This is a genomic window from Rhodococcus jostii RHA1, from assembly GCF_000014565.1.
In the GTDB taxonomy this organism is placed as follows: domain Bacteria; phylum Actinomycetota; class Actinomycetes; order Mycobacteriales; family Mycobacteriaceae; genus Rhodococcus_F; species Rhodococcus_F jostii_A.
In genome coordinates this window covers 904,252-920,589 of sequence record NC_008269.1, presented here as the reverse complement: position 1 = coordinate 920,589, position 16,338 = coordinate 904,252, and the positions used below count along the sequence as shown (strand labels likewise).

The following is a 16,338-nucleotide window of genomic DNA, read 5'->3' as shown; positions in this document are numbered from 1 at the left end:
GCAGCTCATCTGAACCCTGTCACCGCGCCAACTGACAGAGGGTCCGAGGCGTAGGAGGACACTTGTTCCTTCGATGTTGGCGCTGTTCGCGATGATCCGACCATGTCGTCCCACCGGGAACTGCGAGTCCAGGATGAGCCCGGCCCACTCTGAGTAGGTACAACACAGGCGAGAACAAGCGTCTGATCACCGGGACTGCTCGAAGAAGGTTCAACCTGGCCTGGTCGCAGCCTTGGACCCGCCGGGAACGCCGACTTCGATCACGGCCGGCCTACGTACTCGAGTCGTCTCCACGTCCGCGGTAGTGGCGGCGACACTCACCCGGACTGAACCGCAAGGTCCTCGAGCACGTTCCTGCCGAGCACCGCCGGATGCCGCGATCACCCCGCCCTGCACGGCGCCTACGACGCCGGCCGCGGCAACATCTTGCTCGCTGAAAAACAGGTTGGGAACGCCGCTGTGCGCGCCGAGGCCACGAATCGCGAATCGCTTCGGGCTGGCTGCGAGCGACATGAAGTCGCCACGGTCTCGTCCGAGGAAATGGTTGAAGCCCAGCGGTGTCGCCAGTTCTGTGTGATCTATCTTGCCGCGCAGCTGGGGACAGAAGCGGAAGACCTGGTCGAGCAGTTCCTCGATGAGCCGTGCTTTGAGTTCGTCGTAGTCCGCCCCGCGGTTCATCCACCCGGTATCCGCAGAGGGCTCGAAGAGGGACCGACTTGTCACCCCGATGTCGATGGTGGCCCGCCCGGGATGGCGCTCGTCCCACGAGGGGTCCTTCGCGGACGGGAAGGTGAGGAAGTACAACGGCATGGGCCGATCCACCGGATTGGCGTGAAATGCTGCGATCTCACCCTCGATGTCGGCAACCTTTGTCTCGATCCTCAACGCAGATCACCTTCTTTTCGATGGCGACGCACTCTCGGTCACGATGAACGCGATCGACGATTGGCTTGAGTGTGCAATGGGATGACACGGACATGTCACACTCCCAACACCGAACTCGATAGGTCGGCCGCTGACCGTTTGGGTCTGTGGCAACATCTACGCCTGCCTCCTGCGGTAACAGGACCCCCATCTTCAGCATTCTTTCCACTGGTCACTTCGGTGTCAGGGATCAGCGAGAACGCGTTCGCCGAGCACGTCGACCAGCATCAGGGCGACATGCAGGTTGAGGTGATTCGTGATATCTCGACCGGTTAGCTCGCTTGCCCTCTTCACCCGTTGAACGACGGTGTTCTTGTGCAAATGAGACGAGAGGGACACCGCGGTATAACTTTTGTTCGCCTCCAAAAACGCGAGGAGGGTCTCGCGAAGTTCGTGAGAGCGTTCATCTCTGCCCGCGAGACCCCCCAGCGTGGCAGTGACAAATGTCTGGACGTCTGGAATATCCTTCGCTACAAGGGAAATGAGCCGGACTCGGTCGTAGTAGGTGATCGGGTCCAGCTTCCCCGGCGCTGCCATGTGAAGAATCTCCAGAGCCCGCAACGCCTGTCGGTGGGACTGAACGAAGCCGGCTACCCCAGTCAGCGGTGTTCCGACACCGATGGTGACGCGTTCGCGCATCGGGTTCGTCGGCCTTCCGCCGTCCGCCTTGACGGCGACCCATGCATCCATGGTGGCCAAGCCCGTGGCAATGGTCAGCAATCCAGTTGCCCCGACGCTAGTAGCGAAAGATCTGGCTGCGGCCTCCAGAACGTCGACCTGGTTCGTGCTGTCCGCCCGGCTGTGCAGGGCCAACGCCATGTGCCTGCCCGCCAGTGGGTAGTGCAGGAGGTGCGCGGTGTCGTCGACGTTCACCACGTCACCGGCGAGGACAGCTCTCACCAGCGCGGCGCGACGGGAAGCGCCCGACGTCGCACGTCGCTGCAGTTCACGCTCGTACTCGGCAATCATGATCTCGGAGAGGCGGTCTATATACCGCACGACTGCCGAGACGGCGAGTTGAAGCTCGTCGGCCTGGACCACGGGATTGGTATGGCGAGCAATCACAGGTGCGCACCACCGCAGCCAGTGCTGCATACCCAGTTGATAGCCCCGCAGCACCGCGACCAGCGGCACCTGCTGCACGACGGCCTCATCGGCGAAGTCCAGCGCCTCTCGAGGCGGCTGGACCTCCGAACCGGGCGAGCCAAGGATAAGAAGGACCCCGAGTATGTTCGCCTCCGCGCTGATCTGCAGGCCCCTGGTGAAGTCGGCCGACCGCCTGAGCTCGGGAATCGAGACTTCGACATATTCCCGCGTCAGATCCACCGCGAGTGCATGGGCCCAGTCGAGTGCGCCGGCACCGGCCAGAGAGCGAACCTCATCGTCGAGTGACAGTGCGGCTCTCGGTTGAGTCGTCGGGACGAGAATGTCTTCGCCTCGCAAATTCTGCCACCATCGCATGAGGCGATCCTGCCGCAAGTCGGGTCGGATCCGGCGTGCAATTCCGCGATCCGATGAGATGGTTCAGCTGAGAATCTCAGCCAGCCACAGGGCTACGGGGCGCCGGCGCGCACCCGCAGCCCCTACGGCTGCGTTATGGCCAGCAGTGCGACTATGCGTTGCCGGTTTGGTAGAGGACCTCACCGACGTGTGCGGTATCGAGCTCCCGCACGGACTGATCTTGCCGTCGCGACACTCGAACACGGTGCAGTACGTATTGCGATATTGCCTACCACCGAGCATCCCCCGTCCGGAGCGACGTACTCGGCTACGACGGTGCGTGCCGCGCTGACGAGGTGTCGCCGTTTGAAGCCGAGAGAACCCAGCTCGGACAGAGCGGCTGCGGACCACAGGAAGTCGCCCGATGGCAGCCGGCTTGCCGTCTTAGAACCCGGAGACCGGCAGGTCGCCAGCCAACCACCAGGTTGCATCCTCCGCCAAGAGCTCGCTCAACGCGGGAACATCAACCGGCCCATCGCGGCCAGGAAGCGGTGGACGAGTTCTTCGTTGGCGCACTCACTCTTTTCCGGCACGGACGTCACACGTCGAGAGGAATGTGCGGCAAGAACTCGAGCCCGTACAGCCTGTGCGTTTCTTCGCAGAAAGCCTCCACCGCTGCCGTGTCGTTGGGGTCAAGCTCGAGATTCTGGACGGCCGCGAAGTACCCCGGAAGCGTCGACCCGGGCGTGAGCGCAATGATCGTCTTGCACGGCACGTCACTGGTGACGTGATAGCTGTGCGCGTAATCCTGCGGTCCCCACACCAGTTCGCCGGGGTTGGTTACCAGCGTGTGACGCTGCCCCTCATCATCGAGGACGGTCACCGTCAGTTGGCCTTCCAGGATGAAGAAACCCTCATCCTCGCTGTGATGGGTGTGAAACCACGGACGCTGGCCGACGGGGAAGGTGACCTCCGCGAACGTGAGCGAGTTGTTGGTTCGGTCCCCCATGGCGTGCAGGACTAGGGTGGCACCGGGGATCTGCGGGGCCCCATCCCACTCGCTGCCACCCATCACCATCGTGGCGTTCTTCGGGTCCGAGATATACGCGCCACCCGGGCCCTCCAGACGAGTGGGAGTACGGTCGTTGATCGTCGAAGTCATTGTCTTCCTTGCTTTCCGTCGTAGTTAGCGATGCCACGTTATGTGCGCTCCGTCACATCAAATGCTGCCAGCCGAACCATCCAGAAACGATGGGCCGGCGTTCCACAATGCAGGCGCCAATGTGGTCCCACAGACCACACCTGCTGCGAAAGTCCGCGAAGGCAGATCTGCATTCCCCCGCACGACAAGATTTTGGAGACCTCTCCTCCAACACATGCATGCTCGGCAAGTAGTTCGCGACGTCACACCAGCGCCATCCAGCTAATCCGGATTGCGGATGCTTAGGTGGCACCTCCGCACCGCGATGGATCGCTTCGTACTCGGTCACTATGGGTTGATGATGCCGCCCGGCCCGTCTGCGGCGTCGCCGCTTCCACCGGCCTGTCGATCAGCCGGGCGATCATCGACCTGCTGCTTGCCGAAGAGAATTCGGATCGGTCTGTGGTGCAAATATATTGGCGTTCGTTCGATGAGGGGCTGGTGGCCTGCTCCGAGCGGACGTTCTATCGGGTCGCCCGGTCGCAGAATCTGACCGGGGATCGTCGGCGCACTCGCCGCGGCGGAAGCAACGCGCGACCGAAGCCGGTCGTGGCGACCGCGCAAGGGGGTCAGTTGTGGTCCTGGGACATTCCCCTGAGCACTGCGTGCAGGGAGGTACCCCCATGCTCCAGGGGCCGCGCAAGCAGGACCGGTACTTGCTGTATCTGGCAATCGACGTTTTCTCTCGTTACCCGGTGGCCTGGCGGATCGAGTACGCCGAGACGACACAGATAGCGGTGCAGATGTTCGCTGCCGCGTTCGAGAAGTACGGGGTGCCGCTGGTGTTGCATGCCGACAACGGGGCGTCGATGCGCTCACATGCCCTGATCGCCGCCCTCGACGAGGCGGGCGCGTGCCGGACCTACTCACGGCCGAGGGTCAGCGATGACAACCCGTTCTCCGAGTCGCTGTTCAAAACACTCAAGTACGACTCGAGTTGCCCAGAACGGTTCGACGGCATCGGTCACGCACGGGAGTGGACCGAGCAGTTCTTGTAGCGGTATGCGAACGAGCACCGCACGGCGGTCTGAGTCGGCACACACGGGCGGCGGTGTTGTTCGGTATCGCCGCCGAGATCCGTCGGCGCCGTCAGGACCGGCTCGACCGGATCTGGACCGAACACCCCGAACGGTTCCGTCGCCGTCCCCAAGCACCGGACCTACCCCAATTGACAGGCATCAATATCAGGCACGACTGTCTCAGACAGGTTGACCACTTCCGATTATCCTCAGCGTTTTGCCCATTGCTTCGGATGCGGGCCGGCCAACCCCGACTGAATGCGACTCGTGAGCTACCTCGACGAGGACGAAACAGTGGCGCGATACACGCCGGGACCCGCCTACAGGGGTGGAGTGCCGGGCCATGTCTACGGCGGACTCATCGCCTCACTGCTCGACTGCCACGGCGCCGACTCCGCCTCGGCATTTGTATAGCACGCTCGAGGGCGCGAGATCGGGGATGGCCAGGAACTCCTACGGTTCGTGACCGGCACCTTGACCGTCGAATATCGCAGACCGACCCCGATGGGTGTCGAACTGACGGTCCGCGAACGTCTGCGAAGCCACGAGGGACGGAAGGTGACCGTGTCTCTCGAACTCGCATCAGCCGAGAACGTGTGTGCGCGTGGCGAAATGATCGCGATCGAGAACCCACCGACGTTATAAACCCCCCGAGAAGTATCCCTCCACCCGGGTGGCCGCCCGCCGCCAGGAAGACGTTGAAGGCGCGGGACACCTCACCGATGGCTACCCAGCCGTGTTGCCTTTGCCTTCGGCGGCGAGCAGGGCTTATGGGCTCCGGCGGCGCTGCGCAGACGGTGGAATTCGCCCACCAGGAGCGGATCGGCGGGGCCTCGGCGTTCGATCGAGATCGTGCACTTGACAAGGTAACTCGCGATCGCTTCGCCACCCCCGATGAAGGAGGCGTGGATGTTGCCGCTGCCGAGAATCGGGGAACCGTCTCGCCCGCCAGATTCCGTGCGTGCAGAGAGCGACGGGACGCACGCTGCAGAGTGACGGATTGCGGACGTCGAGCACGGCGACACGTCAGCGTACGCCCGAGATGATCGACCTGGACGGGATCGAGCAACGGCCGTGCGGTCTCGCGTGCGGCCGCGACATCCTCAATGTAAGGCAGACGGGAGAACCCCGTCGACGATCGAATGCAGGTAGGACTATGCCGAACCGGTGGTCCAGAAACCGGGTGCGACCACAGGGTCGCAGCCCCCGACAACCGCACTTCCGAGCGCCTCATGAGATCCGATTCCGGCCGAACAAAGCGCAGAGTCGGAACTGCACCTCTGCGGCACTCAATCCCTGGGGGTACGGCCAAGAATGTAGAACTCGAGGTTCGGCTCCAGCTTGCCAACAGTGGCCATGCGGTTGCTCAGACCGAATAGTGCAGTGATAGCTGCAATGTCCCAGGCATCCTCGTCGTCAAGGCCATAATGGTGCAAAGATTCGAAGTCGGAGTCGGCGATTTCCCATGCACTCTTGTTGACCTTGACCGCAAAATCGAGGATCGCGCGCTGCCGAGGAGTGATGTCCGCATGCCGATAGTTCACCGCAACTTGATCTGCGACAATCGGATTCTTCTCATACACCCGGAGGATGGCACCATGCGAGACAACACAGTAGAGACAGTGATTGTCTGCGGAGATCGTGGTGATGACCATCTCCCGTTCTCCCTTTGTGAGAGACGATTCGCTGCGGTACATGATCGCGTCGTGGTAGTCGAAGAACGCCCGAAATTCCGCCGGTCGGCGAGCGAGCATCAGAAACACATTGGGAACGAACCCAGACTTCTCCTGAATCTTGAGAATGCTGGCCGCGACGTCATCAGGAAGACCGCTCAATTCAGCGAGGGGGCATAAGGGGAAACGCGACTTCACTTACAGCCTCCAGGAATCTCTTCACTCGAATTATCATATTCTGCAGCACTGTTTAACAACAGGTCAACCGCCCTGAACTGCCGGTGGACGGGTGCGAGATCGACTGAACTCACACAACCGCGACTCTATAACGACGTGGTCCAACTATCGGAGGCCCGCCAGCGGTTCTGTCGAACGGTCCACTCATCAGGATGAAATCTGCACATGCGCCCCGGTGCTGTTCGTCCTCGGTTCCCAGTCTCTCGGCCACAGAACAGCATTCGGGATGCTAGGGGTGCACTTGACCGCTCTGCGAGCATTGAGTCATTCGTTACTGCCCAACTACTCTGCAGTATTCAGAGGTTCGTCAGACTCGCCGGCTGCCAAGTGTTGAACCGTGGAATCATCGGTTCACAGGATGACCTCCACGGCAGCTGGAATCCGACCAGAGAGACAACTCATATACCCCGCGTTACAACGTGCAACACAGATTGCTACATCCAGCCGAGACACATACTACGTCGGACGAGCCGGCCATGATCTGGCCGAATTGTCATTCGACGGTAAGACCGACCGGTGGTCGGATACTTCGATGCAAGATTTTTCCCACAGCGTTCTTAGGGAGCTCGCGTACTTCCCAGATATGCCGGGGGCGCTGAAATCCTGCGATCCGCTCCCTGCAAAATTCTTGCACGTCAGCCTGGCTGAATTCAAATCCCTCGCGGATCACCACTGCCGCTCCGATCTCCTCACCCAACCGGGAGTGCTCGAGTCCGATCACCGCAACTTCCCGAATCGCGGGATGCTCGTATAGCACTTCCTCGATCTGGCGTGGATAAACATTGTATCCGCCGCGAATAATCATCTGCTTCTTCCGGTCGACTATGTACAGGTAGCCGTCCTCGTCCATCCGGCCAAGATCACCGCTGCGGAACCATCCATCCGGAATGGCCTCCGCCGTCGCCTCCGGCCGACCGAAGTATCCAGCCATCACACATTCGCCTCGAATCACGATCTCGCCCACAACCCCGTGAGCCACTCCTACTCCCTGCGAATCGACGATGCGAACATCGGTCCCTCGCACCGCCAATCCGACAGAACCTTCCCTACGTTCGATCGATGGCCTGTTGAATACTGCCGCCGGTGAAGTCTCAGACAGTCCGTATCCTTCGTAAATTGTTGCTCCGTATCGACGTTCGAAGCCGTGAAGAACCTCCAATGGAAGAGCCGCACCTCCCGAGAGACATACTCTCAGACTCGACAGCTCATGAGTGCCTGGATCATTGAGCATGGCACTGTACATCGTCGGGACCCCCGCAAAGAGAGTGGCTCCCTTGGAGCCAATGAGATCGGCAACGACACTGGAGTCAAACTTCGGGACCAAGGCGGATTCAGCACCAGCAACCACCGCTGCATTGATTCCGCACGACAAGCCGAATACATGGAATAGTGGCAGGCATATGATCATGACATCGTGCTGATCCGATTCAAGTATCGTTTCGCACATGGTCCACGCATTCGTGTTCAAATTATCGTGCGTAAGCATGGCACCCTTAGGTTGCCCCGTAGTACCTGAGGTATAGAGAATCACTGCCGTGTCGTCACCGGATCGGTGTACGGCTTCCTCAATTGGCTGCGTATCGCGGACCCAGCTCTCGGGTAGACCATCGCCCGTTACACGGAGTAACGGTAGACCAATCTGTCGTGCCGCCGCGTCCGCAGCGTCAGCATCCGGTGAGTGTGCAAGCACCATCTGAGCATCAGAGTCCTCGAAGAAGTATATTAACTCTCTTGCCGTCAATTGAGGACTAAGTGGAACCACGCTGCAACCCGCCAAAAGCGCACCGTAAAAGACGACAGGGAAGGCAGGCACGTTGCTGGACACAAGTCCAATCGTTGTGTCAGGTCTAACCCCACTAGCCCTGATCACTCCTGCAATCCTTTGTGACAGTTGAAGGAATTCCGTATAGCTGATGGTTCGGTCACCGCAGGACAGTGCTGTGCGGTCCGGGTGGAGCCGGGCAGAACGGTGCAGGTTCGCTGCCAGATTCATAACTGTACCCCTTTGGGAATGGACATAGTACGTGTCACTAGGTTTGGGCTGTTGCCAAGCAAGCTCCTGTCGCCTGCAGCACCCGGAACGACCCACCCACAACGCGTCGGTCGATTGCGGAATCGACGCAGTGCTGGAAGCGGTATGCAGAAGTTGATTGTGGGGCTCAACACAGTGTCGGTGCCGGCGAGAGTGAACTAGTGAAGCGCATAGCGCGCAATACCTTGCGCTGGCGATAGGACCCCACGACGTCCATGCAGAGCTTACACCGAGGTATAGTCACCGAGAAGACACGGGAGCGTAATCGCACCGCCGATACTTATACTGCTAAAGGCTGCGCACGTGAGCATCTGCAGACTTAAAGCACCTGCCGCTCCAGGAGTAGCCAGCTTCCGCTCGAAGTGATCTCACTATCGGATGAATCCTGAAAACCTACGCGCAGCGCGTCTTCCCTGCCGCCTCGACAGCGACGACCGTAACGTTAGGCGGATCCAAAAGCAGCATTACTGTCCAGTCCACGTCGGGGTACGCTTGGCAAGGAACGCCTCGATACCTTCTTGCGCGTCGCAGGTCATTGCGTTCGTTGACATCACTTCCGCCATCTCCGCATACGCCTCCGATTGAGGAAGCTCAATCTGCCGGTAGAATGCCTGTTTACCAACCCTGAGCGTCAGCGGACTCGCCTTGACGATTGCCGCTGCGAGTTCGAACACTCTCGCATCCAGTCGATCTAGATCTACCACCTCATTGACCAGGCCCCAATCCATCGCCGTCGCCGCATCGATCACTTCCCCGGTCAAAAGCATCTGCATCATTCGCTTCCTTCCGATCGCGCGACTGATCGCGACCATAGGAGTCGAGCAGAATAGGCCGAGTTTGACACCGGGAGTGCCGAACACGGCATTGGAAGACGCGACGACGAGGTCGCACGAGGAAGCCAACTGGCTACCCGCTGCGACAGCAGGGCCGTTGACCGCAGCGATAACGGGCTGTGGAATCTGCTGAATGGACTCCATCATTGTCGTACAGACACCGAAGACCTCGCGCTCGTCTTCGAGGGTGCGGTCAACAAGTTCGCTCAGATCGTGGCCCGATGAGAAAACCGGCCCGTTGGCGCGAATAACCACCGCCCGCACCTCGCGATTACTCGCGAAATCCAGTAACGCTTCGTTTAACAACGACATCACGGGAACCGAGAGAGGATTCCTCTTCGCGGGGTTATCGAGCGTAAGAACTCCCACCCCATCGGAAAGAGTAATTGCCACAGGCACTGTCGAGATATTCATGTTGTGACCTTCATCGCTGGACGACATTCTGACCTATCGTAAATCGAATATTTCTGATTGTCGATACCCCCTGTACCAGAATGGGTTTCGGTCTCCAAGCGACCATTACAGCGCCTTCGCTTGATCATGCTGGCCGCCGCCGCGGCCATGCGGGTGCCACATGATTCGCCGCAATTATCCAATGGACAACTAGCGTACGGCCCAGCCGGATCGACACTGCCAGCTTGCCTGACGTCATTATCCGAGCGAGCCTCCCCCGTCTCCTCGAGCCGCTCGGCGGGCGTCAATCTGGCCTGTGAGACGCATCTGGTTCGACTGTTGTTCAGCACGGTTGCGGTCGTCGGTTGATCTCGTCTGCAGGCGAAGCAGTAGTCCGTAGAGCCATGGACTGATGGGAACCGGCGACACCTGCCGGCCGCGATAGATCACTCGAGTGGCGCCATCGTCGGACAGTCGACGTGGCAGTGAGGACAAATGAGATCCCCCGACTCAGGGGCCAGGATTAGGTCGGCGTTCTCAACTTGATCGCCGCGGTGATCACGGTCGATGCCCACCTTCCCAGGAGATGATCGAGCACACCACCAAACGGCGAGCGTGTGGTGATGATGTCCTGGTATCTGTCTACCAGCGGATCTGCTTCTCAGGTGATCGCGTTGCCCGGTATCACACTGACACATGTTACGAGATGCCTGCGCCAGCCGAGGCACTTCCGGTGTCAGCCCGCTCAGGCTCGATGTCGACATACATCTTGTTACGACTTGACTCTTTGAGGAGGAGGACACAAGCCATCGATACCGCCGACAGGAGCGAGAGCATGATGCCGACGCCGAAACTATTTCCTGCTGCGACCATCTGAGAAGCGGCTAACGGTGGAAGCGCGCCACCGAGGATGCCGGCGAGGGCGTAGCCCAAGCCGGCACCGGTGTACCGGTAGCGGGCCTGGAACAGCTCGGGCAGCAGCGCACCAGCCGGACCGTAAGCGATGCCGAAGATGATCAGTGTGACCAACAGGACGATGATGAACGCCGTCGTCGAGCCCGTGTCGAGAATCGGGAACATTGCCAGTGACCAGACAATGGCCAGCGTGACGGAGGTACCGATAACTTTGCGGCGCCCGATCCGGTCGGAGTACATGGCTGACGCTGCGATGGCGACACCGAAGACGATGGCAGCGACCCCGCCAGTCGCGAGCACGAACGAGCGATCGTGGCCGAGTTTTCCTGTGGCGTAATTCGTCAGGAACGATGTGCCCATGTAGAAAAAGGAAAACAGTGACGCCAGCGCGCCACCGGCGAGGAGGATCTCCTTCCACTGGTGCTTGAGGACGTCCAGGAAAGGGAGGTTGCGCTTTGAGTCCTTCACCATGCGCCTTTCCTCCTGACGGAAGACCGGGGTCTCCTCGACCGCGAGACGAATCCACAGTCCGATGATGACCAGCACCGATGAGAGTAGAAACGGGATGCGCCAGCCGTACTGTATGAATGGGCTGTCAAGCGCAGCGCCGGCACCGGCGATAAGCGAGAAGACGAGGAACGTACCCGAGGAGAGTAAGAAGGCGAAGGCGCAGCCGAGCTGCGGCCACATCGTCATCATGCCGCGTTTGCCCTGCGGAGCGTACTCGGCGGCAAGCAGTGCTGCGCCTGCCCACTCGCCTCCGACCGCAAAACCCTGGAAGAAGCGCATCGCCACGAGCAAGATCGGCGCCCAGAGACCGATTCCATTCCCGAACAGCCCGAAGGTACCGGTGCTGTAGCCCGGTAGCAGACCAATCAGGACAGTGGAGGCACCCATGATGAATAACGTCCACACCAGAGTTCGCTTGCGCCCAATTTTGTCGCCGAAATGCCCGAAGATCCCCGCGCCGACAGGCCGGGCGAAGAATGCCACCGCGAACGTCACGAACGACGCCAGGATTGCCGTCGCCGGATCTTGGTCGGTAAAGAAGACATAGGGGAACACAAGGGCGGCGGCCGTGCCGAAGATGAAGAAGTCGTACCACTCGATGGCCGTACCGACCGAGGCGGCGGCGGCCACCCGCGTCAGCGAGGTATTTTGTTTAACCTGAGACGCGTTGGGTGACTGCGGTGCAGTCTCCACACCCGGTAGTCGCGCATTGGAACGAGACATGCGTTCTCCGTTCAAAAGGGTTGTCAGGCGTTGTGGAAGTCATGTCAGTGCCGGAGCTCTGCGAGCTTCTGACATAACATTGCCGCTAGATGTCGTCGGAATGTATCGACGTAGTGGATTGCGCCCAGCATAAAGCACCATTGTGATATCGATCACCGGAAGGGCGCACTGCCTATCATAGAGTGAAGAGTTTCGATTAGTCCATAACCCTGGAAAACAAAGGGGCAGTACGTACCACCCTCAATCCGTTTGGATGTGCCACGTCCTGCTGGGACAATCTCGCCGAATGCGGGTTTCAGGCTGTTGGATCTATCGAGTTTCGCCCGTATCCGTAACCCGCAAAGAATCATTCAAGCGGACCGAGATTCACCGGTCCTGGCGCGGACGATCAGACGGTGACGATCGGCTCGCCGTTGAGGAAGGCCTTTCCATGGACGTCGACAGGGCGCCGAATAGTGTCCATTGTCGGACAGTTTGCCTCGACGGTGTGGACGAGCGCTTCGATCGCCTTGGCATCCGCCTGGCTCTCGATACGGGTTTCGAAGGTGATCTGCTGATAGCCGGGCGGAATCCCTTCTTCTCCCATGAACCCGCGGACGTCCAGATTCCCCTTGAGATACACGGTGACGGAATCCAGCTCGATCCCCATCATGCTCGCCGTGATTTGGTACAGGATCTCCTGGCAGGCGCCCAACGACACCAGCAGGTACTCCACGGGGCTCGGGCCGGCGTCGTTGCCACCAAGGCTCGCCGGCTCATCGACGATGATCGCGGGATGCTTGCGCACGAACGCAGAGCATTGCACCCCCTTGTCCTGCAGAACTTTTGCCTTGAAGGTCGCCATTGCGGCAGAAGGATTCTGCTTGACGTGGTCGACGGCCGCCTGAATTGTCGTGGCAAGTGCAGCATTTGCGGTCATGTGCGTCCCGTTCGTGGATTGAATGAACCTCTCCACCTTCGCTGTGTCACAGCTTCTTCGAGTGCATCAAGCACGAGAGGGAGGTGGAGGCCAGTTCCGGCAATTTGATGAGGCCCCCGAAGCGTAGGCAGACTGGTCTGCCTGTGTCAACCATCACTTCTGTCATGACGCATGATCACAGTCACAATGCGCATCGAGTGTCGAATAAATCCGCTGCGCTTCCGTATCGCGCGATGCACGACGAGCATCCGTATGGTTCGCGTCCCGAAGCCCCCCAATTCGGCCGTCCGCTCACAAACCAGTCAGCCGAGAAGGAAATCGATGCGTAGCCCATTTGTCCGCTAACTTGTTGATGCACGGTCGTTCTCGTATCCACGGCGTGTGCCTTCCGCGAGCGACTCGGTCGCGTCACGCCAGCGTTCTAGCTGTGCCACCAACCGCTGCTACTCAGCGCTCGGCCGGACCCAAGCCCATTTGCGGGTTAGCTAGCCTCACACAAAATTCAAGGCCGGCAATGGACAGGCGGTTGCTATGCAACGTGACGTCAACCCTGTGCTACCCACAGTTGATGCAGCGGCTTTACAGTCAAGTTCTCAGGGAGTTGAGACGTGCACGCTCAACTCAGTATCGTCAATATCGCCACACCCGCGGGCATCGAGAAGGGACCGGATACGCGGGGAGACCGACGAGCGATTCACGGTGCATTCCAAGGGTTCTCGCCAATCCCTTTGATCAAAGGTCCGCCCGGCTCGAAGGGGTACACCGGAGCATAGCGGGTTCTATGCGCGGTCGGACATGGAAGCGACTGGTGCATTGATTCTCTCAGTAGTTTCCTCGCGGGAGAGTCGTTTAGAAGTTCGCTGATGCGACGAAGTCACCAATTCCATTGGGCACAAAAGGCCTCTTCGGCGAAATCGCCAGCTTTGTCGAGTCCGGCATTCGCCTTCCCCAACAGCCCCCACCCCTTTCAAACACAATCTAGTCGCAAAGGCTCCGCGATCGCGGCGTCTGAATCGTGAGTGCTGCGGACTGGATCAACGATCAGTCACACGGGTCATCCTGCCGGGTGCCGCCGAGTCCTCGTCTTCGCCAGTTACCAGACACGCAGCGCAGCCGCTACGCTGACGACTCGCAAGATGACTGCAAGGCAACCATATTGCCCATCACACGTGCGTGGTGCGGTCACACCATCACACACGCCGCGGACTGCCCATTGGAATCCGCATCGCGTCGAAGCGTTCAGATGTATCAATCTTGGAGTTAGTCAAGGAACAGATACGTCGGAAACGTGCGCCATGCCAGGACGCCAGCTCATTGCCGCTGTGTGCCGGACGTCGTCATCGCCTTTCCAACCATCAACCACCTTCGTCAGCGGAATATCGAGATCGACCTCATCATCATCGAAGGCACCCGCCGCGTACGCACGGAAGGCAAGCGACCGCAATTCGGCCCGAGTGATGGCAACTCGGATGAGCAACGACCGTGCGCACGTGCACGGCCTGGCCAACATACTTAACCACGCGATCACCACATCCGAACCTCGACTCATATTTGCCGTCCCTTTCCACCCGAACAACTTCCGGTCGTCGACCTTCGTTCGATCGCCGCAACGATTAGGGCGCGCCGCAACACTCGTGCTAGCTGAGCGGGCCGCCGCCCATCGTCACCGGAGGGGTCGACAGGGGTTCATATGGCCTCGTATACGCGGTTGGGCGCCACGGATCTGAGTAACCGTCCTGTCTCTTCCGGCCGCATCGCAGCGATGCGATCGCTCGCCTCCTCACACCCTCCGATCCTCATGACCACAGACCGGACGGTGGCACTCGACCTCGCCGTATTGCCCCTTGTGATCATCCATGGTGAAGGATAATGTACGGACACTACATTCCGCAATGACCGGACATTTAACGGTCGATGGAAAGGACTGGGCAGCTTCGTATGGCCTCGAATACCGCACATCATGGAATCGTCATCCTGGGCGGCGGAAGCGCCGGAATCAGTGTCGCGTCCCGGCTACGCCGGAAGGGCGTAAAGGATGTATGCGTCGTCGACCCTGCAGTCACGCACTACTACCAACCGCTGTGGACCCTCGTCGGCGGCGGCCGCGCCAGCATGGACGAGAGTGGCCGGCCGCAGGCGTCGGTAATGCCCAGAGGGGTGACTTGGCTCCGGAGCGCGGCTGAAGAAATCGACCCTGTGCAGAGACAGATCACCGTCGATGACGGCACAACCATCGGCTACGATCGACTCGTGGTCTGTCCAGGCATCCAGACCGACTGGGATGCAATTCCGGGCGTTGCCGATGCGGTTTCAACACCGTTCGCCTCGAGTAACTACGCCCGCGAACTCGCTCCGAAGTCCTGGGAGCTCATTCGGAACCTTCGTTCGGGCACGGCAGTATTTACTATGCCGGCCGGGCCGATGAAATGCGCCGGCGCACCGCAGAAGATCGCGTACCTTGCAGCCGACTACTGGCGTAAGCAGGGACTTCTCGACGACATCCGCATCGTACTCGTCCTTCCGACTCCGGCGATGTTCGGAATCAAAGCATTCTCTGAGGAACTCGACCGCGTCGCCAAGGACTACGGGATTGAAGTTCACCTGAGCAGCGAGCTAGCCGAAGTGGACCCTGACGGACGCGAAGTGTCCATCATCGACACCACCACCAAGACCACCGACACGATCAAGTACGACCTACTCCATGTCGTCGCACCCCAATCGGCACCCGATTTCATCAAGAAGTCTCCACTCGCTCTCCCCGACAACCCTGCCGGATGGGTGGACGTCGACAAGCACACCCTTCAGCACAATCGTTTCCCCGACATCTTCGCTCTCGGCGACGCAGGGTCCACGCCGAACTCCAAAACCGGTGCCGCCGTTCGCAAGCAAGCACCCGTGGTCGTCGATAATCTTCTCGCGACAGTCAGCGGCCGGCCTCTCACCGCGGCATACAACGGATACGGGTCATGCCCATTGACCACATCTCGAAACACGATGCTACTGGCCGAGTTTGACTACTCTGCCCAGCACACACCCTCTATCCCTCTCATCGACACCACAAAGTCTCGCCGGGACATGTGGTACTTGAAACGATACGGGCTTCCCTTCCTGTACTGGAACCTCATGCTAAAAGGACGTGCCTGAACGTCGGCATGAGGGGCTTCTTCGAGCAGACCTCGACCTCTGCCGCGCGCCAGCACACCCCTGACAGAAGCCCCTCATGCCGACAGTTGGTACAGGGATCGACGTACCAACGTTCCAGCCGCGGCGCAGATTGCGAGGAGTGCCGCTACTCCAGTGACACGACTGCAGCATCCGACACGACTCGTCACTGGAGCATCTCCATAAATCCCAGGGTACCGCGGCTGATAGCCAGCCCTGCGTAGCCCGGACCACGCTCCCCACAAAAGCGAGCCACGATCTCCGGAACAGAAGTGAAACACGCACCAACCACGGTGCGTTGCTAGGACTTCGACGTCAGGATGGCGTAGCTGTCTATCGCTGTGCGCAACTCCCGCA

At 59.9% G+C, this 16,338-nt stretch carries 10 protein-coding genes; 2 read left to right on the top strand and 8 right to left on the bottom strand.

Annotated elements, in window-relative coordinates; genetic code table 11:
* Window positions 1–210: 210 nt before the first annotated feature.
* From RHA1_RS39900 to RHA1_RS39890, 3 genes are all read right to left on the bottom strand, one after another.
* Window positions 211–885: a hypothetical protein gene (locus RHA1_RS39900; RefSeq protein WP_011599677.1), complete on the bottom strand. Its 675-nt coding sequence runs from the start codon at window positions 883–885 to the stop codon at window positions 211–213.
* Window positions 886–1,107: 222 nt separating this feature from the next.
* On the bottom strand, window positions 1,108–2,385 hold the full coding sequence (locus tag RHA1_RS39895; RefSeq protein WP_011599676.1) for a PucR family transcriptional regulator: 1,278 nt from the start codon (window positions 2,383–2,385) through the stop codon (window positions 1,108–1,110).
* Window positions 2,386–2,962: 577 nt separating this feature from the next.
* The gene (locus RHA1_RS39890) at window positions 2,963–3,526 is read right to left on the bottom strand and encodes a cupin domain-containing protein (RefSeq protein ID WP_011599675.1); all 564 of its coding nucleotides are present in this window, start codon (window positions 3,524–3,526) and stop codon (window positions 2,963–2,965) included.
* Between the two features lie 662 nt (window positions 3,527–4,188).
* Here RHA1_RS39890 and RHA1_RS45050 point away from each other — a divergent pair.
* Window positions 4,189–4,563, top strand: a complete 375-nt coding sequence (locus RHA1_RS45050) for a DDE-type integrase/transposase/recombinase (protein ID WP_050787591.1) — start codon at window positions 4,189–4,191, stop codon at window positions 4,561–4,563.
* Between the two features lie 1,310 nt (window positions 4,564–5,873).
* On the opposite strand, the gene RHA1_RS39875 is transcribed toward RHA1_RS45050, so the two are convergent.
* The 5 genes from RHA1_RS39875 to RHA1_RS39855 form a co-directional block, all read right to left on the bottom strand.
* On the bottom strand, window positions 5,874–6,455 hold the full coding sequence (locus RHA1_RS39875; RefSeq protein WP_011599668.1) for a peroxidase-related enzyme: 582 nt from the start codon (window positions 6,453–6,455) through the stop codon (window positions 5,874–5,876).
* A gap of 532 nt (window positions 6,456–6,987) precedes the next feature.
* Window positions 6,988–8,487, bottom strand: a complete 1,500-nt coding sequence (locus RHA1_RS39870; RefSeq protein ID WP_011599666.1) for a long-chain-fatty-acid--CoA ligase — start codon at window positions 8,485–8,487, stop codon at window positions 6,988–6,990.
* Window positions 8,488–8,990: 503 nt separating this feature from the next.
* Window positions 8,991–9,773: an enoyl-CoA hydratase gene (locus RHA1_RS39865; RefSeq protein ID WP_050787632.1), complete on the bottom strand. Its 783-nt coding sequence runs from the start codon at window positions 9,771–9,773 to the stop codon at window positions 8,991–8,993.
* Window positions 9,774–10,451: 678 nt separating this feature from the next.
* Window positions 10,452–11,900, bottom strand: a complete 1,449-nt coding sequence (locus RHA1_RS39860; RefSeq protein WP_011599663.1) for an MFS transporter — start codon at window positions 11,898–11,900, stop codon at window positions 10,452–10,454.
* Between the two features lie 388 nt (window positions 11,901–12,288).
* Window positions 12,289–12,819: an OsmC family protein gene (locus RHA1_RS39855; RefSeq protein ID WP_011599636.1), complete on the bottom strand. Its 531-nt coding sequence runs from the start codon at window positions 12,817–12,819 to the stop codon at window positions 12,289–12,291.
* 1,938 nt (window positions 12,820–14,757) lie between these two features.
* On the opposite strand from RHA1_RS39855, the gene RHA1_RS39845 reads away from it, so the two are divergent.
* Window positions 14,758–15,963, top strand: a complete 1,206-nt coding sequence (locus RHA1_RS39845; protein ID WP_050787590.1) for an NAD(P)/FAD-dependent oxidoreductase — start codon at window positions 14,758–14,760, stop codon at window positions 15,961–15,963.
* Window positions 15,964–16,338 lie beyond the last annotated feature (375 nt).